General features: G+C 64.8%; 27 protein-coding genes and 4 pseudogenes. 14 read left to right on the forward strand and 17 right to left on the reverse strand.

Annotation, left to right across the window (positions count from 1 at the left end; translation table 11 throughout):
- Window positions 1-94: 94 nt before the first annotated feature.
- From catA to PPL01S_RS10450, 3 genes are read right to left on the reverse strand one after another with little or no spacing between them, the layout of a single operon-like run.
- Window positions 95-1,030, reverse strand: coding sequence for a catechol 1,2-dioxygenase (catA, locus tag PPL01S_RS10440; protein ID WP_016393674.1), 936 nt, complete (start codon window positions 1,028-1,030; stop codon window positions 95-97).
- A 42-nt stretch (window positions 1,031-1,072) separates the two neighbouring features.
- Entirely contained in the window at window positions 1,073-1,363 is a 291-nt protein-coding gene (catC, locus tag PPL01S_RS10445; protein ID WP_016393673.1) for a muconolactone Delta-isomerase, read from the reverse strand.
- Between the two features lie 15 nt (window positions 1,364-1,378).
- Entirely contained in the window at window positions 1,379-2,500 is a 1,122-nt protein-coding gene (locus tag PPL01S_RS10450) for a muconate cycloisomerase family protein (RefSeq protein WP_016393672.1), read from the reverse strand.
- A 133-nt stretch (window positions 2,501-2,633) separates the two neighbouring features.
- Here PPL01S_RS10450 and PPL01S_RS10455 point away from each other — a divergent pair, with 133 nt between their 5' ends.
- From PPL01S_RS10455 to dsdC, 3 genes are all read left to right on the forward strand, one after another.
- Window positions 2,634-3,530, forward strand: coding sequence for a LysR family transcriptional regulator (locus tag PPL01S_RS10455; protein ID WP_016393671.1), 897 nt, complete (start codon window positions 2,634-2,636; stop codon window positions 3,528-3,530).
- A 70-nt stretch (window positions 3,531-3,600) separates the two neighbouring features.
- A complete protein-coding gene (gene dsdA, locus PPL01S_RS10460; RefSeq protein WP_016393670.1) occupies window positions 3,601-4,935 on the forward strand; it encodes a D-serine ammonia-lyase in 1,335 nt (444 codons plus the stop codon).
- A gap of 3 nt (window positions 4,936-4,938) precedes the next feature.
- Entirely contained in the window at window positions 4,939-5,850 is a 912-nt protein-coding gene (gene dsdC, locus PPL01S_RS10465) for a DNA-binding transcriptional regulator DsdC (protein ID WP_028624952.1), read from the forward strand.
- Window positions 5,851-6,145: 295 nt separating this feature from the next.
- Here dsdC and PPL01S_RS10470 read toward each other — a convergent pair whose 3' ends face one another.
- From PPL01S_RS10470 to PPL01S_RS10475, 3 genes are read right to left on the reverse strand one after another with little or no spacing between them, the layout of a single operon-like run.
- A complete protein-coding gene (locus tag PPL01S_RS10470; protein WP_248694056.1) occupies window positions 6,146-6,949 on the reverse strand; it encodes a M24 family metallopeptidase in 804 nt (267 codons plus the stop codon).
- Window positions 6,856-7,251, reverse strand: a complete 396-nt coding sequence (locus PPL01S_RS25095) for a hypothetical protein (protein WP_156042648.1) — start codon at window positions 7,249-7,251, stop codon at window positions 6,856-6,858. Before PPL01S_RS25095 ends, PPL01S_RS10470 begins: the two co-directional genes overlap by 94 nt.
- Window positions 7,248-7,727 (reverse strand): VOC family protein, encoded by a 480-nt coding sequence (locus PPL01S_RS10475; protein WP_016393667.1) that lies wholly within the window; start codon window positions 7,725-7,727, stop codon window positions 7,248-7,250. The genes PPL01S_RS25095 and PPL01S_RS10475 overlap by 4 nt, the downstream gene beginning before the upstream one ends.
- 229 nt (window positions 7,728-7,956) lie before the next feature.
- On the opposite strand from PPL01S_RS10475, the gene PPL01S_RS10480 reads away from it, so the two are divergent.
- Both PPL01S_RS10480 and PPL01S_RS10485 read left to right on the forward strand, forming a co-directional pair.
- Window positions 7,957-9,174, forward strand: a complete 1,218-nt coding sequence (locus PPL01S_RS10480; protein WP_016393666.1) for a hypothetical protein — start codon at window positions 7,957-7,959, stop codon at window positions 9,172-9,174.
- A gap of 207 nt (window positions 9,175-9,381) precedes the next feature.
- A complete protein-coding gene (locus PPL01S_RS10485; RefSeq protein WP_016393665.1) occupies window positions 9,382-10,020 on the forward strand; it encodes a TIGR04211 family SH3 domain-containing protein in 639 nt (212 codons plus the stop codon).
- Window positions 10,021-10,132: 112 nt separating this feature from the next.
- Here the strand turns inward: PPL01S_RS10485 and PPL01S_RS10490 are convergent, their stop codons facing one another.
- Window positions 10,133-10,369: a PA2433 domain-containing protein gene (locus PPL01S_RS10490; RefSeq protein WP_016393664.1), complete on the reverse strand. Its 237-nt coding sequence runs from the start codon at window positions 10,367-10,369 to the stop codon at window positions 10,133-10,135.
- A 29-nt stretch (window positions 10,370-10,398) separates the two neighbouring features.
- Window positions 10,399-10,524: pseudogene (locus PPL01S_RS25630) on the reverse strand (LysR family transcriptional regulator); the annotation flags it as partial.
- On the opposite strand from PPL01S_RS25630, the pseudogene PPL01S_RS10495 reads away from it, so the two are divergent.
- Window positions 10,523-10,834 (forward strand): annotated as a pseudogene (locus tag PPL01S_RS10495) (SDR family NAD(P)-dependent oxidoreductase); the annotation flags it as partial. The pseudogenes PPL01S_RS25630 and PPL01S_RS10495 overlap by 2 nt on opposite strands.
- A gap of 18 nt (window positions 10,835-10,852) precedes the next feature.
- Complete coding sequence (locus PPL01S_RS10500) at window positions 10,853-11,059, forward strand: tautomerase family protein (protein ID WP_016393661.1); 207 nt, start codon at window positions 10,853-10,855, stop codon at window positions 11,057-11,059.
- Between the two features lie 44 nt (window positions 11,060-11,103).
- On the opposite strand, the pseudogene PPL01S_RS10505 reads toward PPL01S_RS10500, so the two are convergent.
- Window positions 11,104-11,630: pseudogene (locus PPL01S_RS10505) on the reverse strand (LysR family transcriptional regulator substrate-binding protein); the annotation flags it as partial.
- Here PPL01S_RS10505 and PPL01S_RS10510 point away from each other — a divergent pair.
- Together PPL01S_RS10510 and PPL01S_RS10515 are read left to right on the forward strand one after the other, a co-directional pair.
- A pseudogene (locus PPL01S_RS10510) lies at window positions 11,556-12,137 on the forward strand (N-acetyl-gamma-glutamyl-phosphate reductase); the annotation flags it as partial. The pseudogenes PPL01S_RS10505 and PPL01S_RS10510 sit on opposite strands and share 75 nt — an antisense overlap.
- A gap of 81 nt (window positions 12,138-12,218) precedes the next feature.
- Entirely contained in the window at window positions 12,219-12,905 is a 687-nt protein-coding gene (locus tag PPL01S_RS10515; RefSeq protein WP_028624953.1) for a GNAT family N-acetyltransferase, read from the forward strand.
- Window positions 12,906-12,917: 12 nt separating this feature from the next.
- Here the strand turns inward: PPL01S_RS10515 and PPL01S_RS10520 are convergent, their stop codons facing one another.
- From PPL01S_RS10520 to PPL01S_RS10540, 5 genes are read right to left on the reverse strand one after another with little or no spacing between them, the layout of a single operon-like run.
- Complete coding sequence (locus PPL01S_RS10520) at window positions 12,918-13,673, reverse strand: ABC transporter permease (RefSeq protein ID WP_016393658.1); 756 nt, start codon at window positions 13,671-13,673, stop codon at window positions 12,918-12,920.
- A complete protein-coding gene (locus PPL01S_RS10525; protein ID WP_016393657.1) occupies window positions 13,673-14,878 on the reverse strand; it encodes an ABC transporter substrate-binding protein in 1,206 nt (401 codons plus the stop codon). Before PPL01S_RS10525 ends, PPL01S_RS10520 begins: the two co-directional genes overlap by 1 nt.
- Window positions 14,865-15,686, reverse strand: coding sequence for an ABC transporter ATP-binding protein (locus tag PPL01S_RS10530; protein ID WP_016393656.1), 822 nt, complete (start codon window positions 15,684-15,686; stop codon window positions 14,865-14,867). Before PPL01S_RS10530 ends, PPL01S_RS10525 begins: the two co-directional genes overlap by 14 nt.
- The gene (locus tag PPL01S_RS10535) at window positions 15,683-16,747 is read right to left on the reverse strand and encodes an acyl-CoA dehydrogenase family protein (protein ID WP_016393655.1); all 1,065 of its coding nucleotides are present in this window, start codon (window positions 16,745-16,747) and stop codon (window positions 15,683-15,685) included. The genes PPL01S_RS10530 and PPL01S_RS10535 overlap by 4 nt, the downstream gene beginning before the upstream one ends.
- Before the next feature lie 49 nt (window positions 16,748-16,796).
- Window positions 16,797-17,357, reverse strand: coding sequence for a carboxymuconolactone decarboxylase family protein (locus tag PPL01S_RS10540; protein WP_016393654.1), 561 nt, complete (start codon window positions 17,355-17,357; stop codon window positions 16,797-16,799).
- Window positions 17,358-17,459: 102 nt separating this feature from the next.
- Here PPL01S_RS10540 and PPL01S_RS10545 point away from each other — a divergent pair, with 102 nt between their 5' ends.
- A complete protein-coding gene (locus PPL01S_RS10545) occupies window positions 17,460-18,368 on the forward strand; it encodes an AraC family transcriptional regulator (protein WP_016393653.1) in 909 nt (302 codons plus the stop codon).
- Window positions 18,369-18,377: 9 nt separating this feature from the next.
- On the opposite strand, the gene PPL01S_RS10550 is transcribed toward PPL01S_RS10545, so the two are convergent.
- Window positions 18,378-18,896, reverse strand: a complete 519-nt coding sequence (locus tag PPL01S_RS10550; protein ID WP_016393652.1) for an RrF2 family transcriptional regulator — start codon at window positions 18,894-18,896, stop codon at window positions 18,378-18,380.
- A gap of 82 nt (window positions 18,897-18,978) precedes the next feature.
- Window positions 18,979-20,358 (reverse strand): trimethylamine monooxygenase, encoded by a 1,380-nt coding sequence (locus PPL01S_RS10555; RefSeq protein WP_016393651.1) that lies wholly within the window; start codon window positions 20,356-20,358, stop codon window positions 18,979-18,981.
- 537 nt (window positions 20,359-20,895) lie between these two features.
- On the opposite strand from PPL01S_RS10555, the gene PPL01S_RS10560 reads away from it, so the two are divergent.
- Together PPL01S_RS10560 and PPL01S_RS10565 are read left to right on the forward strand one after the other, a co-directional pair.
- Window positions 20,896-22,095, forward strand: coding sequence for an NAD(P)/FAD-dependent oxidoreductase (locus tag PPL01S_RS10560; protein ID WP_016393650.1), 1,200 nt, complete (start codon window positions 20,896-20,898; stop codon window positions 22,093-22,095).
- Between the two features lie 93 nt (window positions 22,096-22,188).
- Window positions 22,189-23,328, forward strand: coding sequence for a methyl-accepting chemotaxis protein (locus PPL01S_RS10565; RefSeq protein ID WP_081833279.1), 1,140 nt, complete (start codon window positions 22,189-22,191; stop codon window positions 23,326-23,328).
- A gap of 121 nt (window positions 23,329-23,449) precedes the next feature.
- On the opposite strand, the gene PPL01S_RS10570 is transcribed toward PPL01S_RS10565, so the two are convergent.
- On the reverse strand, window positions 23,450-24,856 hold the full coding sequence (locus tag PPL01S_RS10570) for a purine-cytosine permease family protein (RefSeq protein ID WP_028624954.1): 1,407 nt from the start codon (window positions 24,854-24,856) through the stop codon (window positions 23,450-23,452).
- A gap of 316 nt (window positions 24,857-25,172) precedes the next feature.
- Here PPL01S_RS10570 and PPL01S_RS10575 point away from each other — a divergent pair, with 316 nt between their 5' ends.
- Both PPL01S_RS10575 and PPL01S_RS10580 read left to right on the forward strand, forming a co-directional pair.
- Window positions 25,173-25,658 (forward strand): flavin reductase family protein, encoded by a 486-nt coding sequence (locus tag PPL01S_RS10575; protein WP_016393647.1) that lies wholly within the window; start codon window positions 25,173-25,175, stop codon window positions 25,656-25,658.
- A gap of 66 nt (window positions 25,659-25,724) precedes the next feature.
- The gene (locus PPL01S_RS10580; RefSeq protein ID WP_016393646.1) at window positions 25,725-26,765 is read left to right on the forward strand and encodes an LLM class flavin-dependent oxidoreductase; all 1,041 of its coding nucleotides are present in this window, start codon (window positions 25,725-25,727) and stop codon (window positions 26,763-26,765) included.
- The last annotated feature ends 36 nt before the right edge of the window (window positions 26,766-26,801 follow it).

Below are 26,801 nucleotides of genomic sequence, written 5' to 3' on the forward strand. Positions count from 1 at the left end.
AATGGTGTATGGCGGGTGAACTGGCTGGGTTTGTACTGGCCCTATCGCCGGCTTGCCGGCGATAGGGCCATCACAGACAACACAAAGCTGTAAGTCAGCCGTCCTGCAGCGCCCGTGGGCGGTGGCTGCGGGCTTCGGCTTCGGGCGCCTTGGCCGTCTGCAACTGGAAGTCGAACGACAGCTCGGCAAAACGCTCGCCCTGCACGCCACGGTCATGTGCCGCGGCAGCATCGTCGACAAAGCGCAGATCACCGACCAGCCCATCACGGGTGGCGTAGGCAAAGTCGTCCCAGAGGTACTTGTCACCGGCGAAGTTGATCTGCGTGGTCAGGTGCCGATGCCCCGGCGCCGAGATGAAGAAGTGCACATGGGCCGGACGCTGGCCGTGGCGGCCGAGCAGGTTCAGGCATTCCTGGGTCGGCCCCTGCGGGTCGCAGCCGTAGCCCGACGGCACGATGGAGCGCGCGCGGTAGCGGCCTTCGGCATCGGTGACGATGCGTCGGCGCAGGTTGTACTCGGACTGGGTCGAGTCGAAGTACGAGTAGGTGCCTTGGGTATTGGCGTGCCACAGGTCGACCGTGGCACCCGCCAACGGCTGGCCCTCGGCATCGAACACCTGGCCCTGGAGGAACATCACCACGCCCGGGTCGGTGCCGTCGTCCATGCGCGCCTCACCCTCGGTCAGCGGCGCGCCAGCCACGTACAGCGGCCCTTCGATGGTGCGTGGCGTGCCACCGGTCAGGCCGGCTTCGGCGTCCTTGGCGTCCTGCAGCAGGTCGAGGAAGTGCTCGATGCCCAGGCCTGCGGCCACCAGGCCCGCCTCGTTGCGCCCGCCCAGGCGGTTGAGGTAGTCGACGGCGTGCCAGAACTCGTCCTCGCTGACCTCCAGGTCCTCGATCAGACGCGCCGTGTCCTGCAGCACACGCAGGATGATCTGCTTGAAGCGCGGGTTGCCTTCGGCGTTGCCCAGGCCCGCCACTTGCTCGAAGAAGGCCTGGATTTCAGGGGTGTGGGAGATCTTCACGGTCATGTTGCTTACCTCGTATTGTTCTTGTCAGGTAGTCGGGGCGATTCAGCGGTCGTCGGCATGGATCGACGAGGGATGGCGGCACAGGCCGTCGACCTCGATGTCCATGTACGGGAACAGCGGCAGCTGCATCAGCGTGTCGTGCAGCGCCTCGACGCTGGGCACGTCGAACACGCTGTAGTTGGCGTAGTGCCCGGCGATCCGCCACAGGTGGCGCCAGCTGCCCTCGCGCTGCAAGCGCTGGGCCAGTTCCTTCTCGTCGGCCTTCAGTTGCGCGGCCTTGGCCGGGTCCATGTCGAGCGGCAGCTTCACGGTCATCTTCACGTGGAACAGCATGGGGTTCTCCTTCGGTTATCGGCGGGCGAAACGCGCAAGACGGGCTTCGTCCAGGCTCAGGCCCAGGCCCGGGGTGCGCGGCACATGCAGCTGGAAATCGTGGTACTGCGGCGGCTCGTTGACGATCTCCTCGGTCAGCAGCAGTGGCCCGAACAGCTCGGTGCCCCAGGTCAGCTGGCGCAGGGTAAGGAAGGCGTGGGCCGAGGCCAGGGTGCCGACCGAGCCTTCGAGCATGGTCCCGCCGTACAGGGCGATACCGGCCGCCTCGGCGATCTGCGCGGTGCGCAGCACGGCGCGCGGGCCGCCGTTCTTGGCGATCTTCAAGGCGAAGATGCTGGCCGCGCCATCGGCAGCCAGGCTGAAGGCGTCCTCGACGCTTTCGATGGATTCGTCGGCCATGATCGGCGCCGGGCTGCGCTGGTTCAGGCGGATCTGCCCGCCGCGGTTGATGCGCGCAATCGGCTGCTCGATCAGGTCGATGCCGTTGTCGCCCAGCACCTGGCAGGCGCGGATGGCCTGGGACTCGTCCCAGTACTGGTTGACGTCGACACGCACGCTGGCGCGCTCGCCCAGCTCGCGCTTGATCGCCACCACGTGCTTGAGGTCCTGCTCCAGCGGGTTGGCGCCGATCTTCAGCTTGAACACCCGGTGCCGGCGCACTTCGAGCATGTGCTCGGCCTCGCTGATGTCGCGGGCGGTGTCGCCGCTGGCCAGGGTCCAGGCCACTTCCAGGCTGTCACGCACACGCCCGCCGAGCAGTTCGCTGACCGGCAGGCCCAGGCGCTTGCCCTGGGCGTCGAGCAGCGCGCTCTCGATACCGGACTTGGCGAAGGTGTTGCCCTTGGCCAGCTTGTCGAGCTTGAGCATGGCGGCGTTGATGTTGTCGGCCGGCAGGCCGATCAGCGCCGGCGCCAGGTGCGCGTCGATGTTGGCCTTGATGCCCTCGGGGCTTTCGTAGCCGTAGGCCAGGCCGCCGATGGTGGTGGCCTCGCCGAGGCCTTCGACGCCATCGCTGCATTTCAGGCGCAGGATCACCAGGGTTTGCTGCTGCATGGTGTGCATGGCCAGCTTGTGCGGGCGGATGGTCGGCAGGTCGACGATGATCGCGTCGATACGCTCGATCAGGGCGTTTGTCATGGTTCGAAGTCCCGTCAAATCGGGCTGCAGGGCGCAGATCCGATACTACATTTACTTGATTATTCAAGCATTGCGCGAGACCCTGAGGGCCGTCCAATATCAAATGAATCTCCCACCATACCCAGGAGGTCTGATGGAGCTGCGCCACCTTCGCTACTTCAAGGTCCTGGCCGAAACCTTGAACTTCACCCGCGCCGCCGAGTTGCTGCACATCGCCCAGCCACCGCTGAGCCGGCAGATCGGCCAGCTCGAGGAACAGCTCGGTACCTTGCTGGTGGTGCGCGAGCGCCCGCTGCGCCTGACCGAGGCCGGGCGCTTCTTCTATGAACAGACCTGCACCCTGCTGCAGCAGCTGGACAACATCAGCGACAACACCCGGCGCATTGGCCAGGGCCAGCGCCAGTGGCTGGGCATCGGCTTTGCCCCGTCGACCTTGTACACCGTGCTGCCGGAGCTGATCCGCGAGTTGCGCCAGGACAGCGAGCTGGAGCTGAGCCTGAGCGAGATGACCACCTTGCAACAGGTCGAGGCCCTGAAAAGCGGCCGCATCGACATCGCCTTCGGCCGCATCCGCGTCGACGATCCGGCCATCGTGCAACAGGTGCTGCGCGAAGACCCGCTGGTGGCCGTGCTGCCCAAGGGCCATGCCCTGGCCGGCGCTCCCCTGTCGCTGGCCCAGCTTGCCGGTGAGGCGTTCATCCTCTACCCCGCCAACCCCCGGCCCAGCTACGCCGACCACATCCTCGCGCTGTTCGCCCACCATGGCATGAGCATCAAGGTCAGCCAATGGGCCAATGAATTGCAGACCGCCATCGGTCTGGTCGCCGTCGGCCTGGGCGTGACCCTGGTGCCCGATTCGGTGCAGCGCCAGCACCGCACCGACATCGAGTACGCCAGCCTGCTCGACAGCAGCGCCGTCAGCCCGATCATCCTCAGCCGGCGCAAAGGCGACATGAGCCCGGTGGTGCAGCGCTGCCTGGCACTGATTGCGCAGCAGGCCTCACTTGACGCTGCATCATCCATGGCCTGAGCAGCCATCGTTTGTCGCGCTCGGCACGCTGTTATCTAATCGGGCGATCAACCCACAGGAAGCCCCTGCAATGATTCACGGAAAAACCCTTGCTCAATGGCGCGCCTCCCATCCCTTGATCGAGGATCTGGTCGCCCTGCGGGAAACCCAATGGTTCAACCCGGCCATCGCCCCTGCGGCCGAGGCCCTGGGCGACGTCGGCCTCACTGCAGCCGATGTGCAGGCCGCCAGCGCCCGCCTGCAGCGCTTCGCGCCGTACCTGGCCATGGTGTTCCCGGACACCGCCGCCAGCGGCGGGATCATCGAATCGCCCCTGCGGCCACTGCCCACCCTGCAGCGCACCTTGCAGCAGGAGGCTGGCCTTGCGCCCAGCGGCGCGCTGTGGCTCAAGGCCGACAACGAATTGCCGATCTCCGGCTCGATCAAGGCCCGCGGCGGCATCCACGAGGTCCTCAAGCATGCCGAGGACCTGGCCCTGGAAGCCGGCCTGATCACCCTGGACAGCGACTACCGTGTGCTGGCCGATGCACCGGCGCGGCAGTTGTTCAGCCAGTACAAGGTCGCGGTCGGCTCCACCGGCAACCTCGGCCTGTCGATCGGCATCATGAGCGCCAGGCTTGGCTTCCAGGCCACCGTGCACATGTCGGCCGATGCCCGGCGGTGGAAGAAAGACAAGCTGCGCGCCAGCGGCGTGAGCGTGGTCGAACATCAGTCGGACTACAGCGTTGCCGTCGAGCAAGGGCGCCAGCAAGGGGCGTGCGACCCGCTGTGCTATTTCGTCGATGACGAGAACTCGCCGCACCTGTTCCTGGGCTATGCAGTGGCAGCCGAGCGGCTGGCACGCCAGTTCGAGCAGCAGGGCATCGTGGTCGATGCCGAGCACCCGCTGTTCGTCTACCTGCCCTGTGGCGTCGGCGGCGGGCCTGGCGGTGTGGCCTTCGGCCTGAAACAGCTGTTCGGCGACCATGTGCATTGCCTGTTCGCCGAGCCCACCCATTCGCCGTGCATGCTGCTGGGGGTGTATACCGGCCTGCACGACCAGGTGTGTGTCCAGGATTTTGGCATCGACAACGTCACGGCCGCCGATGGCCTGGCAGTGGGCCGCCCTTCCGGCTTCGTCGGCAAGGCCATGCAGCGCTTGCTCGACGGCTACTACACGGTGACCGACGAAGCGCTCTACCGCCTGCTGGTGCTGGCCCACGACCAGCAACAGGCACGCCTGGAGCCTTCGGCGCTGGCCGGTGTGCCGGGTATGGTGCGGGTGCTGCAGGCCGCCCCCTACCTTGCGCGCATGGGGTTGTCGCCGGCGCGCCTGGCCAATGCCACGCACCTGGTCTGGGGCACCGGCGGCAGCATGGTGCCGGCCGACGAATACGCGGCCTACCTGGCCAAAGGCCGGAGCTGACGGATGCGCGAGCTCAGCGGGGCCCAGCTGGCCAACCTGCATACCTTCCTGGTCGCGGCGCGGCACCTGAGCTTCGCCCGGGCTGCCGATGAACTGTGCCTCACCGCCAGCGCGGTCAGCCACCGGATTGCCCGGCTGGAAGACGAACTGGCGCTGAAGCTGTTCCAGCGCCTGCCGCGCAAGGTTGCCCTGACCGATGACGGCGAACGCGTCTATCGCTCCATGCAGCAGGCCATGGATGGGCTGACCGACGCGGTGCGGGAACGCTCGGACGCGCAGCTGGCCGGGCAATTGACGCTCCATGTGCGGCCATCGGTGGCGCAGTGCTGGCTGGTGCCAAAGCTTGCCGATTTCACTGCCCGTTATCCGGACATCCAGCTGGACATCCGCGTGGGCAACGAGCGCATCGACTACCGCACCCGGCAGGTCGACTTGCTGCTGTGCTACTCCGATGGCGAACACCCCGGGCTTGTCAGCACCCGCCTGATGCCCGAACGCATCGCCCCGGTCTGCTCGGTGCAGTACGCCCGGCGGCTGGGCCTGACAAACAGCCCGGATGCCCTGGACGGCACTACCCTGCTGCACGATGTGGCGGCCTGGGACAACGCCGCTTTCGATGCCGAATGGCGGTTGTGGATGGGTACAGTGGGGTGGCAGCGTGCGCTGCCGTCGCGTCTGCTCACCTTCGACCGTTCCGACCTGTGCAGCCTGGCGGCGGTACACCACACCGGTATCGCCATCGGCCGCGAGCAGCTGGTGCGCGAACGGGTGGCCAGTGGCGAACTGGTGCTGCCGTTCGGCGATTTCCGGGAGGTTGGCAAGCAGGGCTATTACCTGGTGCATCCGGCGCATGAAGCCATGCCACGGCGCTTGCAGGTGTTGATCGAGTGGCTGCGCAGTGTGGTTGGCGGTTGAGGCATACAAGTGCATGCCTGGGGATTTGCTGCGCCGCGTAGATCGAGCGCCGCCCGCGCGGCGCATCGCGGCTGAAGCCGCTCCTACGTTTGTTTTTGGCCAGTAACGCCTGTCAGAGGCGCGCGCGACCGCCTTGTTGACACGACGCGATATCGAGCCAGGCGCCAAGGCGTTCGCGCGCAAACCACACAGGCATGATTGGCCAAAAACAAACGTAGGAGCGAGCATCGCTCGCGATGCGCCGCGCGGGCGGCGCTCGATCTACCGGACACTGCAAAACTCACGACATGCGCCCCTAGCCCCGCAAGAAGCTGTCCTCGAACGGATAACGCGTCAGCACCTCATGCCCCGTCTCGGTCACCAGCAACTGGTTCTCCAGCTTGATCCCGTCACGCCCGCCCACTTCGCCGACATAGGCCTCGACGCACAGCGCCATCCCCGCCTGCAACTCACCTTCATAGCCATACGACTCCAGGTCCTCCGGATAACGAATGCTCGGGTACTGATCGCACAGCCCGACCCCATGAAACATCACACCATAGCGCTGGGCACGGCAGCTTTCTGGCAAGCGGTGCCCGTTGCGGGTGAGCTCGGTAAATCGCACGCCAGGCCTGACCATGTTGGCATTGACCTGGATATGCTCGTGGGCAATGCGGTACAGGCGCTTCTGCTCGACTGTAGGCTCGAGGCCGCCGCAAATCCAGCTGCGCGACATGTCGACGCAAAAACCGTAGACACCGATCAGGTCGGTGTCGAACGAGAGCAGGTCGCCATCGCTTAACACACGCGGGCCGGATTCCTGGAACCAGGGGTTGGTACGCGGGCCGGAGCTGAGGATGCGGGTTTCGATCCATTCGCCGCCGCGGCGGATGTTGCCGGCATGCAAGGCGGCCCAGACATCGTTCTCGGTCGCCCCCGCACACATGGCCTGGCGCATCTCGCCCACTGCGGCTTCGCAGGCGGCAACGGCGCAGCGCATGGCGAGGATTTCGTCAGGGCCTTTGATCAGGCGGGCGAACTCGGTGACCTCCTGGCCGCTGTGCACCTGCACGCCAAGGGCGTCGAGGGCTCGCAGGCCGGCGACCTCGATGCGGTCCACGGCCAGCCGGCGATTGTTGCCGGCGTGACTGCGCAATACCTGGTCGACTTCGGCGCAGAAGCGCCGCTGCGCAACTCGCTGATCAAGGGCAAATGCGCACTGAGGTGATCGCAGCCGTGGAAATCCCACAGCACCACATGGCCACTGGCGGCGACGAAGCAGGCACGGGCGGGGTTGTGGGCGGTCCACAGCTGCATGTTGGTGGTGTCGGTGGCATAGCGGATGTTCAGCGGGTCGAACAGCAGGATGCCGCCCAGGTCGCGGGCGACCAGTTGCTCGACCTGGGCGCATCGATCGTTCACCCACGCAACGCCGCCTCGATGGCTGCCACGTCGATCTTGCCCATGGTCATCATCGCCTCGAAGGCACGCCTGGCCGCGGCCTTGTCCGGGTTGCCCAGCGCTTCGATGAGAATCCGCGGGCAGATCTGCCAGGAAATGCCCCACTTGTCCTTGCACCAGCCGCACTCGCTTTCTTTGCCGCCGTTGCTGACAATGGCGTTCCACAAACGGTCGGTTTCTGCCTGGTCTTCAGTGCTGACCTGGAACGAAAACGCCTCGCAATGCTTGAAAAAAGGCCCGCCATTGAGCCCCACGCAGGGGATGCCCATGACCGTGAACTCGACGGTGATCACATCGCCGGCCTTGCCCGACGGGTAGTCGCCGGGAGCCGGGTGCACGGCCACCACTCGGCTGTCCGGGAAGGTGCTGGCATAGAAGTTCGCGGCTTCTTCGGCGTCCTTGTCAAACCACAGGCAGATCGTGTTCTTGGCAGTCATGTCGGTCTCCGGCAAATCAGCGGTGAACCTTTGAGTCTAGCCATCGCACCCTGGTTGGCGATGCCCAGGGCCTGCGTTTCGTCGCAATAGGCCGATAAGCGCAACACTCAGAAAAGTCCTACAAACCTAGGTGAACTTCCCTACGGCCCGCCCCCTTCACAGTGCTGTCTGATTACCACCATCATCCCTCGCGAACCTAACAAGCGACGCTACGCAGGGAGAATCAGGTTTGTCCGATTTAGAAAGCAAGCTGCAGCACCTCACCCCGGAACAGGTCGAGGTGTTGTACCGCGAATACCTCGGCGGTGAAAGAATCGCCCTCCTGATCGAGCGCTACGCCATCGACGTGGCCCCCAACAGCCTGATCAAGACGTTCCCGCCCGTGCCCTGTCCGGCGCTGGCCTGCCCCTATTGCCAGGCCATCCTGTTCGAGCGGCGCAAGAGCAAGTCGGCCCACAGCTGGAACGACAACATGGCGTTCTGCAAGACCTGCGCGCACCGCCACTACTATCCGGGCCGTTCCCGCTGGCCGCGCGCCTGCACCTGCCCGCCCTGCCAGAACGCACGCGAACAGGCCAGGCAGGAGCAGGCGGTCGACCAGCGCAAGCGGATCAGGACACATTGGTCGCTGGCCAAACGCAAGCCACTGGTCCTGCACAGGCTTTCGTTTACCCGCAAGCTGCAGCTGCTGGCCATGCTCGACGTGCGCATGGACGTCCAGCACAACTGCCTGGCGCCCGGCGGGCAGTCCACACTGGACGCCCGTGTCAGCCCTTCCTCGGCCATGGATGCGGCCATCCTGCAAGCGCTGCACGAAGAGTCGATCCTGTTGGTCGACCCCGGCTCGCCACTGAATGCCTTCAGCGACGACCTGACCCCCAAGGCCTGGCGGGACAAGGTGCGCTGGGTTGCCAATGTCAGCCTGGACGGCCAGCAGCGAGCGGGCCTGGCGGACTTGTACCGGTTGCTGCACAAGGAGCTGTCCGGCGGACCGCTGCCACAATGGCGCGCACAGATCGTCGCGGTGATCCAGGCGTTGTCGACCGAAGAGGTATGCGCCTACATGGCCGACAGGTGCGCGGAGCATGGCTTGCCCTTCGAAGCCCGGAAAAAGACCGCAGAAATAGCCACACAACTGCTCCAGGCTCACCCCGTACGGCATGTATGGTCACTGGGCAACAGTGCCCTGCGCGGGGCGCTGTCCTACATGGCACGGGCCAACGTGACCCGGCGGCACGCCAGCAACACCATTCCCGCCAGCATGCTGGCGATGGGCGAGCGGGCGCTCAGGCAACAGTGGCAGTTCAACCCGTCGGGCTACGACAATCACCCGCCGCGTTCGAGCCTCAACCATCTGCTGTTCGACGTGCTGCTGCAGCAGGCTGACCATGGGCTGGAGCGCTGCATCGACGACTATGTCGCCGAGCTTCCCGGGGGGCCGGACTGATCGACGGGCCGTCCGGCGGGTGGCTGGCCGGCGCAAGCGCTCTAGCTCTCCACCCGTAACATTCTGCGGACAATTCCTGCCTCCAGTAGTGAACCTGCTTACAAAAATACGGTCTTTCGCTGACGGTCAATTCACCGACCCGTTCGCCGGTCCATCGCAGATCACGCGTCGACCGGGCCTTTTTTTCCTGCTGCAGCGAAGACCAACATGCCTGAATCCCGCCTCGCCTCCCTTGCCCTCCCCGCCCTGCTCGCCGCCCTGGTGGCCGTCGCCATCCCCGTGCATGCCGAAGAGCCGGCCAGCGATGCGCGTTGGGTCAGTGACAGCCTGAGCACCTACGTGCGCAGCGGCCCGACCGACGGCCACCGCATCGTCGGTACGCTCAAGTCGGGGCAGAAGCTCACCTTGATCGGCAGCCAGGGCAACTACAGCCAGGTGCGCGGGCAGAACGGCGACCTGGTGTGGATCCTCACCAGCGACCTGCAGTCAGTGCCGGGCCAGAATGAGCGCCTTCCCCAGCTCGACGCTCAGGTGGCGGAACTTTCCGGGCAGTTGAAGACCATCGACGACAGCTGGAAGAACCGTGTGCAGGGCATGCAGGAGACCCTGGATTCGCGCAAGCAACTGATCGATGAACTGGAAGCGCGCAACAAGGCGCTCAACGAACAGCTCGAGCAGACCCAGTCGAACCTGCGCGACACCCAGGCGCGGTTGGGCGACGAGAACAAGCAGGTAATGATGCGCTACATGGTATACGGCGGCAGCATCGCGGGCGCGGGGTTGCTGCTGGGGTTGATCCTGCCGGCGCTGACGCGTGGGCGGAAGAAGAACGACCGCTGGTTCTGAGTTCGCCGCAGTTCTCCTGGCGCCCATGAGATCGAGCGCCGCGCGGGCGGCGCTCGATTTGCGCGACAACATCACTCCCGCGCCATGCACCCAATGCCCACGCATCCGTCTCTCACTTGTTGCGTGCCTTGTTGTAGATGGTCTTGGCCTGGTCAGCCGAGGCCTGGCATTGGGTCATGTCTCCTGCCTCCCGAGCTGCCTTGGCGGTTTTCAGATGCTCCTTGTAGTCATGGGCCATGCCACCATGCAGTGCCTGACCACTGGCTTTGTAGATGTCTTCCAGCTCCTTGATCTTCGCATCACAGTTGCTCTTCGGGTCAGCATGGTGGCTCGATGCAGCGAAAAACATAGCCTTCCAGCACTTCCCGACAGCCCGCTTCAGCCCGACGGTTGTGCCCCCGGGGCAAGCAGAAAGTCGATGAACACCCGTACCCGCGATGGCATGTGCCGCGCCTGGGGGTAGATCAGCATGAACGGCCGCGAGGTACCGCCGTACTCGGCCAGCGCCCTGCAGCCGGATACCCGTGTACCGGCGCTGCTGCCGGTACTGGTCAAGGGTGGCTTGAACCAGGCGGTCAAGGGCCTTGCCCTGGAACTGGCAGCCAGCGGTGTGCAAGTCAACGCCGTGGCCCCGGGGATCATCGATACCCCGCTGCATGGCAATGTCGAGGGGCTTGGCGCCTTGTCGCCCAGTGGCCGTACCGGCTCGCCGCAGGATGTGGTGGATGCCGTGCTGTACCTGACCGACGCGCGCTTCGTCAGCGGCGTCATCCTGCCGGTTGACGGCGGCAGCACTGCCGGCACCTGGCACTGAACGGGGGAGCAAGCAGCCATGCCTTATGTCCATATTCGCGTGACCGACGAAGGCGTCAGCGCCGACCACAAACGCCAGTTGATCGAGGGTACGACCCGGTTGCTGGAGCAGGTGTTGGGCAAGCCGCCGGCCAGTACTTTTGTGGTGATCGAGGAAGTGCCCACGGATAACTGGGGGGTGGGTGGGGAAACGGTGACGGCGGTGAGGCAGCGAGAGCGGAGGTGAACCTGGAGCCGCTTTGCCGGCGATTGGGCTGCGCAGCAGCCCCTCTACTCGCGCAACCGATCGAGGGCCTCCAGCACATACGCGGTGGCCCTTTCCACTTCCCCTTCGCGGCAGGCAATCCCCAGTTGCCGCCACAGCCCGGGCCTCAGCGGACGACGCACGATCCTCCGGTCCAGTTCCGCTGCCTCGCCTTCATGTGGCAGCAAGGTCGCGCCATAACCCGCCCCCACCAGGCTCTTGATCGCATCGTTGTAATTCAGCTCGATCCGCGGTTCGGGGTACAACCCGGCCGCGGCGAACCATTGCCGATCACCCGCGACAACTGGGTGCTGCTGTCATTGAGGATCAACGCGCGCTGCCCGAGCCAGGCCGGGGTGACCCTGGCCGGCGGCTGCCAGTCGGCAGGCACGTAGGCAAGGATCGGGTCGCGCCGCCAGGGCGTGACCCCGACGCCTTTACCCGCCACCTGCGGCAAGGCCACCAGGCCGATGTCCAGGGCGCCATCGCCCTGCTGCGCCCGCTGGTCCAGGCCGGCTTGCTGCCGGCCGACTATCCACTGAGCATCCATGCCATTTCCGGCTACTCCGGCGGTGGCCGGGCGGCGGTCGAGCGCCATGAACAGCCAGGCGCAGAACCTGCGCCCACACTGCAGATCTATGGCCTGGAGCTGGCCCACAAGCATGTGCCGGAAATCCAGCTGCATGCCGGGCTGACGGTGCGGCCAGTGTTCCTGCCGGGGTATGCCGCCTATCGCCAGGGCATCGTCTTGAGCATCCCCCTGCAATTGCGCCTGCTGCCTGGCCAGGTAAGCGCCGAACAGCTGCAGGCCTGCCTGGAGCATCACTACCAGGGTGCTCGCCACGTGCAGGTCTCTGCCCTGCACCAGCATGGCCCGGCCGCTGCGCTCGCCCCTGAAGCCCTGAACGACAGCAACGACCTGCGCCTGACGCTGTACGCCAACCCCGAGCATGGCCAGGTGCTGCTGACGGCGGTGTTCGACAACCTGGGCAAAGGTGCCTCGGGCGCCGCCGTGCAGAACCTCGACCTGATGCTGGCGGCGCTGCAGGCACGAGGCTGATCCGGCAAAAAGGGTTTAGACTGTCCACCCCGCGCTACACCGGCGCGGGGTGATCCACTTGCAGCCGGAGCCCGTTACCCGATGTTCATCCTGAGCCGCCTCGACAGCGTGCCGCCCGAGTCCTTCCAGAACCAGATCCGCGAACTGGTGATCCACCATGTGGGCGACCTCAGCAGCGTGGCCATCCGTGCCGACAACCCGCTGTACCCGTTGTACCAGTACGGCGTCGGCATGGAGGTGCACCAGTACCTGCAGGCCATGGACGGCACCCGTGGCCTGGCCGTGGAGCTGATCCTGGCACTCGATGCCGAAGCCCCGGACCGGCTGCAGGGCTTTGCCCTGACCCTGCCGGCCCAGGACAACCCGCAGGCCTGCGCTGTGGCTTTTCTGGCCGTGGCGCCCGAGCACCGTCGCCAGGGGGTTGCCCGCGCCCTGCTGAGCGATGTGCAGGCGCGCTTTGCCAGCGTCGAGCTGAACGCCTTCGCGCGGCAGGTGCCGTGGTTCGAGGCCATAGGCATGCAGGTGGTGGCCGCCAGTGGGCCGCAGGTGTTGATGAGCAGTACCGGGCAGGCCAGCGGCGCGCTGATCGGACGGCTGGACATCGCGCCGATCTACCAGGCCACCGAGGTGCACCAGATCCATACCTACCTGCTCAATCAGCAGGGTGAGGATGCGATGATCGAGGCCGAGCAGCAGCGGGACGAGTGGCTGGATGAGCTGGCTGCGTTGGCGCGAGAGTGCGTCAGGCAACGCAAGACCGTGCATTGAGCTGAGGGCCCTTCAGGCATGTACCCAACGCCGATGCAGCCCACGCGCCAGGGCATCGAGCATGAACCCCAGCACGCCGATCAGCAGCACCATCGCCATCAACTCGGAGTACGCCAGCCGGTCACGGGTATCAAGGATGAAATACCCCAACCCCGCACTGACCCCCAGCATCTCGCACGGCACCAGCACGATCCACAGGATGCCGATCGCCAGGCGCACTCCGGTCAGCACATGGCCGATCACGCCGGGCACGATCACCTTGCACAACGTCTCCCAGCGCGTGGCGCTGAGGCTGCGACTCAGTTGCAGCCAGCGCGGGTCCAGCTGGCGCACGCCCGCGGCGGTGTTGAGCAGGATCGGCCACAGGGCGGCAAAGGCCAGCAGGAAGTAGATCGGTTGGTCGCCCACGCCCATCAGCATCACCACCACGGGCATCCATGACAGCGGCGAAATCATCCGCAGGAACTGGAACGCCGGTGTGGTCGCAGCCTCCAGGTGCCGGTAGCTGCCCACCAGCAGGCCCAGAGGCACGCCGATCAGCAACGCCAGCAGCAAGCCGACCAGAATGCGCTTGAGGCTGACCCAGACGTGCCCGTAGACCTCGCCCTGCCCCAGCAACTCGATCAGGCTGGCCAGTGTGGCCTGGGGCGAGAAGCGCGCCGACAGGCCGTCGGCCTCGCCAAATACCGCAACCCCGGCCCACCACAACAACAGCAAGCCCAGCAGACCGGCCAGCCCCAGGCCGGCATGTACGACATGCTTGCGCATCAGACCACGAACTCCTCGCTGCGCTCGAAGTTGTCGGCGATGCCGAACACCGACGGCCCGCCGACAGCGGCAATGGCGTTGCGCACGAAGCGGTCGTCGACCAGGTCGCGGGCGGTCTGCGCCGGGTCCAGGCCCGCCAGGAAGCCGTTGTCGCCTTCGATCAGGGTGCCCTTGAGGCGTTTGACCAGTTCCTCGGTGTAGCTGGGGAACGGGTACGGCTGGAAGTCGATGCGTTTCTCGTCCCATTGCTGGTGGCGAATGGCACCGCTGGCGATATAGCCGGCGCGGTCTTCGGCGGCCGGAGCCAGCACCTTGGCCAGCACCGCCGGCTCATGCGGGGTGTACTTGTTGGGGCCGGCCTTGGACAGCAGTGCGGCGGCTTCTGCGCGGTGGTCGCGGGTCCATTGCTGGGCCTTGACGATGGCGTTGACCACCTTCTGCGACCACTCGGGACGGTTGTTCAGGTCATGCTCGTGCATGAACACCACGCAGCAGGCATGGTTGCGCCAGACATCGCCGGTAAAGCGCTGCACCCGGCCGACCTTGAGATTCTCGGCCAAGGCATTGAACGGCTCGGCGACGATGTAGCCGGCGATGCGCTTGCTGGCGAGGGCCGGCGGCATGTCCGACGGCGGCAATACCAGCAGGTTGACTTCGTTGGCCGCCAATTGTGCGCTGGCGGGCTTCGACACCGGCGTCAGGCCGTTGTCGTTCAGCATCTGCTGCAGCACCACGTTGTGGATCGAATACCAGAACGGAATGGCCACGGTCTTGCCGCCCAGCTGCTTCATGTCGGTGATGTCCGGAGCCACGGTCAGGCCCGAGCCGCCCACGTGGTTCCACGCCACCACCTTGGCCGGCACCTTGCTGCCATAGCGCGCCCACACGGTCATCGGTGACAGCAGGTGAATGACGTTGACCTGGCCCGAGATGAACGCCTCGATAACCTGCGCCCAGCTGCGCAGCAGCACCGGGCGCTCGGCCTTGATGCCTTCGGCCTCGAACAGACCATTGTTGTGCGCCACCAGCAGCGGCGTGGCGTCGGTGATCGGCAGGTAGCCGATGCGTACCGGTGCATCGGGCTCAGCGGCGGCACGCGCCTGCAGGCTCGACAGCAGCGGCACGGCGCCGGCGGCAGTGAGCATGGCGCTGAGCTTGAGAAAGTCGCGACGCGACGTGGAGGAACAGCAGTCATCCATGCACATGGGCAGGCTCCGAAGACAACGAAGTGGGGGAAGGTTCGGTTGTGCGGCTCGCCCGCCGAAGGGTCTTGAGTATCTCGATGCGCAGCGCACCCAACGCCTCGACCCGCTGCGCCCGGGGCTGCGGCAGGTCGATGGACCATTGGCCGAGAATGTGCGCCGGGTGGTTGCCCAGTAGCAGCACCCGGTCGGACAACAGCAGGGCTTCGTCGATATCGTGGGTGATCAGCACCGCTGCGGTGTTGTGGGTGGCGATCAGTTGCAGCAACAGTTGCTGCATGTCGGCGCGGGTCACCTCGTCCAGGGCACCAAAGGGCTCGTCGAGCAGCAGCACTTCCGGCTGGCGCGCCAGGCAGCGGGCCAGCGCAGTGCGCTGGGCCATGCCGCCGGACAATTGCGCCGGGTACTGATTGCGCGCAGGGGCAAGTCCCACCGCGTCGATCGCATGATCGATGCGCGCACGCCGTTCGGCCGCGGCCAGCTTGGGCTGGCGGGCGAAGTCCAGGCCGAAGGCGACGTTCTTTTCCAGGCTGAGCCACGGCAGCAGGCTGGGGTCCTGGAAGGCCACCGCCAAGCGCGGGTGCGGGCCTTGCAGTGCCTGGCCGTGCAGCGTCACGCTGCCGCTGCGCGGCTGCTGCAAACCTGCCAGCACGCGCAACAGGCTGGACTTGCCGACGCCGCTGGGGCCAAGGATGGTCACCACCTCTCCGGGCGCCAGTTGCAGGTCGAAACGCGCCAGCACCTCCTGCCAACCGCCTTCGCGCGGGTAGCCCAGGCTGATGTCGCGGGCTTCGAGCAACACGTGGCTCATGCAGCGGCCGCCTGGCGATGCAGTTCGGCGCGCAGTTGCACCAGGCTCGGGGTGACGATCGGCACGAACGCCGACTCGCGCCAGCGGCGCGCAAACCCTGCGCCGAATTCGTCGAGGTAAGCCTTGCCGCCACTGGCCTGCAATTCCAGTTGCACGGCGTCGGCCGCGCTTTCGGCCAGGGTGATGCGCAGCTTGAACAGCGCCGCCGGCTGGCCTTCGAAGCGCCCGTCGAGCAGGCCCTGCTTGAGTTCGGTCACGGTGTTTTCCAGGCGTTCCTTGAGGACCTGGCGGTGTTCTTCGAGGAACGACAGGCGCCCGTGCAGGTGTTCGTGCACTTCGTCCAGCGAACGGCGCGCCAGGCCGATGGCCATGCCACATTGCAATGCGAGAAACGCCGGGCGCACCTTGGGCAGGAACTGCCGAGCGTTTTCGTGCAGCAGCCAGTCACGGCTCAGCGCCACCTGATGGAAGGCCAGGGCCGCGGTGTTGCTCGACTGCAGGCCCATCAGTTGCAAGTCGTCGGAACGCTCGAGGCCCTGCGCAACAGAAGGGATCGCCAGCACGAACGGCGCACCGCCGGCATCATCCTCGATGGCGGCGGCCACCACGAAGCCGCTCTTGCGCAGGTTGGTGACCCAGTGCAGGCGACCTTCCAGTGTCCAGCCTTCGGCTTCAGGCCGACCGCGAACCTGCAGCACTTCGATACCGGAGAGGAATTTCATGGCGTTGGACAGGCCCGTGGCACCGGCCAGCTCGCCAGTCAGCAGGCTCGGCAGCAGGCGCTCGCGCAGCGCCTGGTTGGGGCTTTGCAGCAGGTATTCGATGAAGGCACGCTGGCCCCAGCAGACGAACGCGCTGGCCAGCGAGCGGCTGGCAATGGCCGCGATGGCTTCGACCGCGTCGGTCACCGCACCGCCACTGCCGCCCAGCGCAGGGTCGACCCCGATACGCAGCAACTGCGACTCGGCGATGTGCGCCAGCACCTGCTGCGGGTCGCACTGGCCCTGGTCGATGGCTTCGGCATTGGCATCCAGCCAGCTGGCAAATGCAGCATCAAGCATATCCCTACTCCTTTTAGAAAACGCAGGCGCCCACGGCACCCGACGCGGATTAAGCAGAAGGCTGCCAGCGGTACTTGCCGAGCTCGTCGTTGAGCGGCGTCTGGGCGAACACATTAGCAAAGTTGCACAAGGTTGCGAGGCTCACCCCAAGTATCACTTCCAGGGCGTTGCCCTCGGTGAAACCGGCCTCGCGGAAGGCCTGGTAGGTGGCATCGCCGACATTGCCACGGGTGGCGATGACTTCGCGGGCGAACGCCGCCAGGGTCTCATAGCGGGCATCTGGCAATTCGCCGCGGGCACGCAGGGCCTCGACCACCTCGGGCGGCAACTTGGCCTTGTTCAGGGCAACCGCGGTGTGGCCAGCCACGCAGAAGTCGCAACCGTGCTGGGTGGCGGCGATCAATTGCACCACTTCGCGCTCGGCCAGGGTCAGTTCGGCCTTGCCATTGAGGGCCGAGACGGTCACGTAGGTTTCCAGGGCCGCCGGGGCATTGGCCAGCACGCCGAGCAGGTTGGGAATGAAGCCGGAATTCTTCTGGGCATTCTCGAGGAACGGGCGGGCCGCTTCCGGGGCGCTCTGCAGAGTGTGTAGAGTAATGCGCGAGGACATGGAGTGGTCTCCTTCGGTGTGTGTCCGTACAGTCTGTTGGTTATAAGAATCACCCTCCATATTCATCAGTCGCCTTTCCTTGCTCCTGAGTCTTTACATTAGATGATTTCATCCAGCCCACTTGTCGATTGGTTATTAGAGGGCCTCGAGCTCGATGCCAGCCTGTTCCATGTCGGCCGCTACTGCGGCGGCTGGCATGCCAGTACCCAGGGCATGGGCCGGGCCAGTTTTCATCTGGTGGTCCAGGGACATTGCTGGTTGCACCTGGATGACCAGGCCGAGCCCGTGCGCCTGGAGGCCGGGGACGCGGTGTTCCTGCTGCGCGACCTGGGCTATCGCCTGTCCAGCGACCAGGATCCGCTGCGCGCCTGCGCCCAGCCGCGCCAGGCCATGCAGGCGCTGGATGCCAACGCGGCCGACGGCGTGGGGCTGGTGTGCGGGTTCTTCCACTTTCGCCCCGGGTTGTCGTCATTGATCGTGGAGGGGCTGGCCGAGCACATTCTGTTGCGCGCCGACGAGCCGGCCGGGCATGCGGCGCGGGCGTTGTTCGGGCTGATCCTGGACGAATGCCAGCGCCTGCCGGCGCCTTCGCAAACCTTGCTGGAGCGGCTGACGCATTTGTTGTTCCTGTATGCACTGCGCCAGCAGGTGCATGCCGAGCAATCCCTCGGCGGCCTGGTCGCCCTGGCCCGGCAGCCGGCATTCGCCGGTTTGCTGGAGCGGCTGATCGAGCAGCCCGGGCAGGCCTGGACGCTGGAGAGCATGGCGGCCTGCACGGGGTTGTCGCGGTCGGCGTTTTTCAAACGTTTCAGCGAACTGGCCGGGCAGTCGCCGGGGCAGGTGCTGCTGGCGTTGCGCATGCGCCATGCCTGCCAGTTGCTGCAGGCGGGCAATACCGTGGAACAGGTCGGGGCGCAGGTGGGGTATCAGTCGGTGGCGGCGTTTACCCGGGCGTTTGCCAAGGCGGTGGGGGTGCAGCCGGGGGCGTATCGGCGCCGCAAGTCAGGGTGACTGTACCGGTCAAGACTGGCTTGCCGGGATCCGTCGCTCGCCCATCCACTCACTGACCTGCTGGCCGAACTCTGCCGGGGCCTTGCGCCCGACGCGGCGCGCCAAGTCGAGAATGGTCTGCTGCGCCAGCGCGTCTTCCATGCGCTTCTGCGCCCCCTGCATCACGGCGTGGATCGCGCAGGTGCCTTCAGTTGCCCAGCCCGGTGCCGAACCTTCGAACAGCGAGCAACGCTCGCGGATCTCGCGGCAGTCGAAGATCTTTTTCGGCCCGTCGATGGCACTGACGATGTCCAGCACGGTGATTTCGTCCGACGGCCGGGCCAGGCGGAAGCCGCCACGCACCCCTTCGGTGGCGACCACCAGCTTGGCGCGCGCCAGCTTGGTGAACACCTTGGCCAGGTATTCCTGGGGCACGCCTTGCAGCTCGGCGAGGTCGCGCACGCTGGACTCGCGCGTGTCACCGCACTCGTCCACGAGGTAGAGCAGACAATGGATGCCGTATTCGACGCCAGCACTGTAAAGCGACATTTCAATCTCCGACCAACTTTGTCGCAAATCATACGCCGGTAGCACCGGGTCGCCAACCACACCGTGCTGCAACAGAAGGCGTCTACCGGTGCAGCGCCTTCACCTCACCTTGCTTGCCGTCCGTTTCGCGCAGGTACTCCTGCAGCGAGTCGTCCAGCGCCTGCATCCAGCGGGTATGGTGCGGCACTGCTTTCGTGCCGGTGATAACCGAGCGGTACGACTTGTCGCGATAGCCCATGATGTCGTGCTTCTTGTCCTGCTTCCATTGCAGGAAAATGCGATTGACCGCATCGATGTCGAAGCTCGGGTAATCGGTCTGTTCGATCAGGTGCCTGATGTATCGCCCCTGGAATTCATACATCGAGGCTGTGCTTTCCAGGCGCTCTTCATCCTCGCGCCAGCGCTTGCTGTCGGCTTGCATGTCCGCCTTGGGCGGTAGCTTGATGCTGCCGAGCATATAGTCGCGCGCAAACCATGCCTGGGCGTCGAACAGGTTGAAGCTGTACCAGAGGTCCTGCATGCCCAGGTAGAGCAACTGCGGGTTGTGCTCCCAGACCACGCCTTGGTAGAGCCCCGCAGGCCACAGGCGGTTGTTGGTCTTGAGGGTCAGCTCATCCGGCAGGAACGGGAAGTGATGCTGGTAGCCCGTGCACAGGATGATCGCGTCGATGCGCTTGCTCGACCCATCGGCGAAGAACGCCAAGTCGTTCTCGACCCGGACCAGCTGGGGACGCTCTTCCCAACCCTTGGGCCATTTGTAGCCCATCGGCTGCGTACGGTAGGCCGTGGTGATCGAGCGCGCACCGTACTTGTAGCACTGCGAACCTATGTCTTCGGCGGAATAGCTGCTGCCGACGATGAGCAGGTCCTGGCCCTTGAATTCCACCGCTTCACGAAAATCGTGAGCGTGCAGGATACGCCCGGTGAAGCGCTCGAAGCCTTCGAACTCCGGTACGTGCGGGGTGGAGAAGTGGCCACTGGCGACCACCACGTAGTCGAACACCTGCTCGATGCCGACCCCTGCGCCGTAGTCATGGGCGCTGACGGTGAACTCGCGCGTCTGCTCGTTGAAGCTGACGTGCTTGACCACGGTGTTGAAGCGGATGAAATCGCGCACCCCGGCTTTTTTCACGCGGCCCTGAATGTAGTCCCACAGCACCTCGCGCGGCGGATATGAAGAAATTGGTCGGCCGAAATGCTCATCGAAACTGTAGTCGGCGAACTCCAGGCACTCCTTGGGGCCGTTGGACCACAAGTAGCGGTACATGCTGCCGTGCACCGGCTCGCCATGCTGGTCGAGCCCGGTGCGCCAGGTGTAGTTCCACATGCCGCCCCAGTCGGCCTGCTTTTCGAAACAGACGATTTGCGGCATGGGGGCGCCCTGGGCATGGGCGGACTGGAAGGCACGCAGTTGCGCAAGTCCGGATGGGCCGGCACCGATGATAGCTACACGAAGAGTCATAGTGATTCCTGAACGGTTGAAGGCTGAAAAAGATGCAAAGGCTCCCCAACCCCGAACGGCAATAGACCGGGGGTGGCGGAATTCAGGCGTTACCGTGCAGGTGGAGGGACGGGGCGTTTGCGCATCAGGCTGAGCAGGATGTTGGCGGGCGCGATCGACAACACGTGAAACAGATTTGAAAGCGGGGAAAGGATCATGGGGGTGGGCCCGTATCCATCAGCGCAGGGCGCGAAATGGGGGCCTGAGGGGCGCAAGATACGTGTGATCTCGTACATGGGGGCTGAATTGGCCTCTTTTCTTTGTGGTTTCCTTTTTACCTATAACGGATGGGGGTGGGGATATCAAGGTTTGTGGTCCTGTCGCCCTCCGGCCATCAGCGCACTCCTTTCTACCGGTCAACCGCTGAGCGGCCCGCCCGGCACGAAGAAAAAACTTGCAAACACAAACTACGACCAATAGAGTCGTAGTTATTCGAGAGGCACCTGCCGTGTACTCGAAGCCTCTTCTTCCCCTGTACGACATTTGCGGAGCACTCGCATGAAATCCAACATCCTGATCATCGGTGCCGGTTTCGCCGGCGTCTGGAGCGCCCTCAGCGCCGCCCGCCTGCTCGACCAGGCGCAACGCGACGACCTGACCATCAGCGTGCTGGCACCACTGCCGGAACTGCACATTCGCCCGCGTTTCTACGAGGCCAATGCGCATACGTTGAAGGCACCTGTCGGTGAGTTGTTCGATGCCGTGGGGGTGTGTTTCATCAGCGGCAGCGCAGAGGCCATCGATGCTGACGCACGGAGCGTGCGCTACACCGACAGCCACGGCCAGAAGCAGCAGATCGACTACGACCGCCTGATCCTCGCCGCCGGCAGCCAGGTGGCACGCCCGGCAGTTCCGGGCCTGGCCGAGCACACCTTCGATGTCGACCAGATGCAGTCGGCAGTGCGCCTTGAACAGCACCTGGCCAGCCTCGCCGCCCTGCCCGCTTCGCCTGCACGCAACACCGTGGTGGTCTGTGGCGGTGGGTTCACTGGCATCGAAACCGCCACCGAGATGCCCGCACGCCTGCGCGCCTTGCTCGGAGACAGCGATGTACGCGTGCTGCTGGTCGACCGGGGCGCCAGCGTTGGCGCGGCGCTCGGTGCGGGGATCAAACCGTCGATCATCGCGGCGTCCGAGCACGCTGGCGTCGAATGGCTGACTGCTACCTCGGTGGTCGCCGTCGATGCCGGCGGAGTCACCCTCGACAATGGCGACTACATCGCCAGCAAGACCGTGATCTGGACCGTTGGCGTCAAGGCCAGCCCGCTGACCGCGCAAGTGGCCGGCGAGCGCGACAACTTCGGCCGGCTCAAGGTCGACGACCACCTCAAGGTAGTGGGCCAGTCGCACATCTATGCCACGGGTGATACCGCCTGGGCGGCCGTCGACGAAATCGGCAACCACGCCCTGATGACCTGCCAGCACGCCATCCCCATGGGCCGCCACAGTGGCAACAACGCCATGGCCGACTTGCTCGGCATGCCACCCGTGGTCTACCGCCAGCCCAAGTACGTCACCTGCCTCGACCTCGGTGAATGGGGCGCGGCATACAGCGAAGGCTGGGAGCGCGAACTGAAACTGCACGGCCAGGAAGGCAAGGACCTGAAGCGCCAGATCAACACGGTCTGGATCTACCCGCCCGCCGCCGACCGCGCCGTGGCCCTGGCAGCGGCAGACCCGCTTATTGCCATCGTTTGATCGACAATCAAAGGCAGATCCGCCAGGAAGGTGACGGATCTGCCTTTTTTGTCGCTTTTTGAATAACTGGTCAACATTGATGGCCATAAAGCCATGTCCGCGCTGATCGCCTACAACGGCGAGGGCGCCGAGAAGGCTTCGCAACGCAGCAGCGACGTGGCCGACCAGGCCCTGCGCGTGATCATCGGCACACTGCTGGTGATCATGATCGCACTGGTCGCCATCGCCACCCTGCTCACCCGCAGCATCGTCGTGCCACTGGCCGATGCGGTGGCCGTGGCCGAGCGCGTGGCCACCGGCGACCTGACCCGGGACATCCTGGTCACCGGCCGCGACGAGCCAGCATCGCTGCTGCGCGCCCTCGGCCGCATGCAGACGAGCCTGCGCGACACCATCCGCAAGATCGCCGTCTCCTCCGATCAGCTGGCTTCAGCCTCCGAAGAGCTGCACACCGTCACCGAAGACACCAGCCGCGGGCTGCATCAGCAAAGCGCGGAGATCGACCAGGCGGCCACTGCCGTCAACCAGATGACCGCCGCCGTCGAGGAAGTGGCGAACAACGCCGTGAGCACCGCCGATGCCTCCCAGGGCGCCGACCGCACGACCCGCGATGGGCGTGACCAGGTCAACCAGGCGTTGGCCTCGCTGCAGCACCTGGTGTCGGACGTGACCGGCACCTCGGCCGAGATCGAGCAACTGGCCACCAACGCCAACGAGATCAGCCGCGTGCTCGACGTGATCGGCGCGATTGCCGGGCAGACCAACCTGCTGGCACTGAACGCCGCCATCGAGGCGGCTCGCGCCGGCGAAGCGGGCCGTGGCTTTGCCGTGGTGGCCGATGAGGTACGCGCCCTCGCCCACCGCACCCAGCAGTCCACCGCAGAAATCGAGCAGATGATCGCCGGCATCCAGAACGGCACCGAGCGTGCAGTGACGGCCATGCACAGCAGCCAGGGGCGTGCCACAGGGACGCTGGCAGTGGCTGAGGGTGCGGGTCAGGCGCTGGAGGTGATTGCCGAGGCGATCGCTTCGATCAACCAGCGCAACCTGGTGATTGCCAGTGCTTCGGAAGAACAGGCACAGGTGGCGCGGGAGGTGGATCGCAACCTGGTGAACATTCGCGACCTGGCGATGCAGACTTCGGCGGGGGCCAATCAGACCAGTGCGGCGGCGCAGGACTTGTCGCGCCTGGCGGTGGATCTGAATGGCATGGTGGCGCAGTTCAAGGTTTGAGCTGAAATGTTCGGGGCCGCGTTGCGGCCCATCGCGGGTAAACCCGCTCCTACAGGGATCACGCTGTACCTGTAGGAGCGGGTTTACCCGCGATGGGCTGCAAGGCAGCCCCTTTCACCGATCAATCGTTGACACTGACAGCCCGCACAGCCTTCTCGGCCGCCTTGCCCCGGGTTGCCAGGCAGTAATACAGCGGCACCGTCACGATCAAGCCGAACAGCCACGAAAGGTCCGCCCCTTCGACAATGTTCGAGTACGGCCCCACGTACAGCGCCGTATTGGCAAACGGCAACTGCACCAGGATCCCGCAGGCATAGGCGATGATCGCGTGGTGGTTGAAGCGCCCGTAGATGCCGCCATCGGCCTGGAAGATCGAGGCGATGTCGTACTGCCCCTTCTTGATCAGGTAGAAGTCGATCAGGTTGATCGACGCCCACGGCACCAGCACCAGCAGCAGCGCCAGGATCAGGCCGATGAACTGGCCGATGAAGTCCGCCGACGCATTCAACGCCACCATGGCGCAGGCCACCAGGATCACCGAGGCGAGGACCACCCGCACCTTGACGCTGGGCGTCCACTGGGCGACGAAGGTCTGGATGGCGGTGACGATCGACAGCACCGCGCCATACAGGTTGAGGGCGTTATGGCTGATGATGTTGAGCAGGAACAGCACCATCAGGATCGGGCCCAGCCAGCCGGTGGCCTGCTTGACCGCGTCCATCGCGTCGGTGCCTTCCGGCACGCACAGCACGGCGACCGCGCCGAAGCTGAAGCACAGGATGGTGCCCAGGGTGGCGCCGAAATAGGTCGCCCAGAACGGTCTGGCGATGCCTACTTCCTTGGGCAGGTAGCGCGAGTAGTCGGAAGTGTACGGTGAGAAGCTGATCTGCCAGATGGTACCCAGCGACACGGTGGCGATGAAGCCCGACAGGTTGAACGCACCGCGGCTGAAGAAGTCGGCGGGCAGCTCCTGGACGAACATCATGATGAAGCCGGCCAGCAGCGCCGAACCCATGACCCAGGTGCCGATGCGGTTGAGGATATGGATGAAGCGGTAACCGATCACGCCAATGGCCGTGGCGCTCAGGGCGCCGATGACGATTGCACCCGACATCGGCACGCTTGGCGCGATGCCATGGATGGTCTTGCCGGCGAGGACAATGTTGGAAATGAAGAAGCCGACGTAGATCAGCGCCGTGAAGAAAACGATCAGCAAGGCGCCGTAACGGCCGAACTGGCCACGGCTCTGGACCATCTGCGGAATACCCAGCTGCGGTCCCTGTGCAGAGGCCAGGGCGATGACCACGCCCCCGACAAGATGACCCAGCACGATGGCGATCAGACCCCACAGCAGGTTCAGGTGGAACACCTGCACCACCATGGCACCGGTGACGATGGGCAGTGGCGCGATGTTGGTACTGAACCAGAGGGTGAACAGGTCGCGCGCCTTCCCATGGCGCTCGGCAGGTGGAACGTAATCGACCGTGTGATTCTCGACAAACTGGTGTTGCGATGACGGTTGGGACATAGGATTCAGCTCGAAAGGTCGTTTTTATCTTTGTAAGGAAACCGCATCTAGGCGGCCTCTCAGCTGCGGACCATATTATGGTATTCCAAACTTTTGACAACACTGATCCGTAGGAAAAAGCCTCCACTGATCCGTTCGCAAAACCCCTGCGACAAACCGCCTCACCGCTCAAGGCCACGACATACGGGGCCTTGAGCCGTTCATCGTGAAAAACCTAGGCTGAAAATTCCGCTTGCAAAATAGGTATTACGGTATACCATCAGACACATCAACGATAAAAACCGCGGCCCACCGCAGCCCCTCAGAGGTATACGAGATGATCGACGCAACCGTCTACAAGAACGTCCTGGGCTCCTTCCCCTCCGGCGTTACCGTCATCACCACTCTGGACGACGACGGTTCGGTCGTCGGCCTGACCGCCAGCGCCTTCTCTTCCCTGTCGATGGACCCGCCGCTGGTGCTGTTCTGCCCCAACTACACCTCCGATTCCTACCCTGTGCTGATCAAGCAGAAGCGCTTCGCCATCCACCTGCTCTCCGGCGGACAGCAGGCCGAGGCCTACGCCTTCGCGAAAAAGGGCAAGGACAAGGCCGCCGGCATCGAGTGGACCCTGAGCGAACTGGGCAACCCTGTCCTGGCCGGTGCCACCGCCGTGATCGAGTGCGAACTGTGGCGCGAGTATGAGGGTGGCGACCACGCCATCATGGTCGGCAAGGTGCACAACCTGATCGTCCCGCAAGAAGCACCACGGCCGATGGTCTATTGCCGCGGCAAGATGGCCAGCCTGCCCGCCTTCGCCTGAGACGCCTATCGTTATCACTGACGCCTGGCGCGCCAGGCGAGACTTTCAAGCTCCGAGGAAAGCCCCATGAAATTTTCGTTGTTCGTGCACATGGAACGTTGGGATGAACAGGTCAGCCACCGCCAGCTGTTCGAAGACCTGACCGAACTGACCCTGATGGCCGAGAACGGCGGTTTCAGCACCGTGTGGATCGGCGAACACCACGCCATGGAATACACCATCTCGCCAAGCCCGATGCCGCTGCTGGCCTACCTGGCCGCGCGCACCGAGAAGATTCGCCTGGGTGCCGGCACCATCATCGCACCGTTCTGGAACCCGATCCGCGTGGCCGGCGAATGCGCCCTGCTCGACGTGATCAGCAACGGTCGCATGGAAGTGGGCCTGGCCCGTGGTGCCTACCAGTTCGAATTCGACCGTATGGCCAATGGCATGCCGGCCACCGACGGCGGCAAGGCGCTGCGCGAGATGGTGCCGGTGGTGCGCAAGCTGTGGGAAGGCGACTACGCCCATGACGGCGAAGTCTACAAGTTCCCCACCTCCACCAGTGTGCCGAAACCGTTCAACGCCACCCCGCCCATGTGGATCGCCGCCCGCGACCCGGACTCGCACAACTTTGCCGTGGCCAACGGCTGCAATGTCATGGTCACCCCGCTGATGAAGGGTGACGAGGAAGTATTGGACCTGAAGAACAAGTTCCAGGCTGCCCTGGACAACAACCCGGACGTGCCGCGCCCACAACTGATGGTGCTGCGCCACACCCACGTGCACAGCCCGGCCGAGCCGGATGGCTGGAAAGTCGGTGCCCAGGCCATCTCGCGCTTCTACCGCACCTTCGATGCCTGGTTCGGCAACAAGACCACCCCGGTCAATGGCTTCCTGGAGCCAAGCCCGGAATCGAAGTTCGCCGAAGTGCCTGCGTTCGCGCTGGAGAACATCCGCAAGAACACCATGATCGGCACGCCGGAAGAAATCATCGCGCGCATCAAGTACTACCAGGAACTGGGCGTGGACGAGTTCAGCTTCTGGTGCGACAACAGCCTGCCCCACGCCGAGAAGAAGAAGTCGCTCGAGCTGTTCATCAAGGAAGTGGTGCCGGCGTTCGCCTGAATTCCCATTGCCTGAAATCGTTGCGGGATCAGCCCG

This window comes from Pseudomonas plecoglossicida NBRC 103162 = DSM 15088, from assembly GCF_000730665.1.
GTDB lineage: Bacteria > Pseudomonadota > Gammaproteobacteria > Pseudomonadales > Pseudomonadaceae > Aquipseudomonas > Aquipseudomonas plecoglossicida.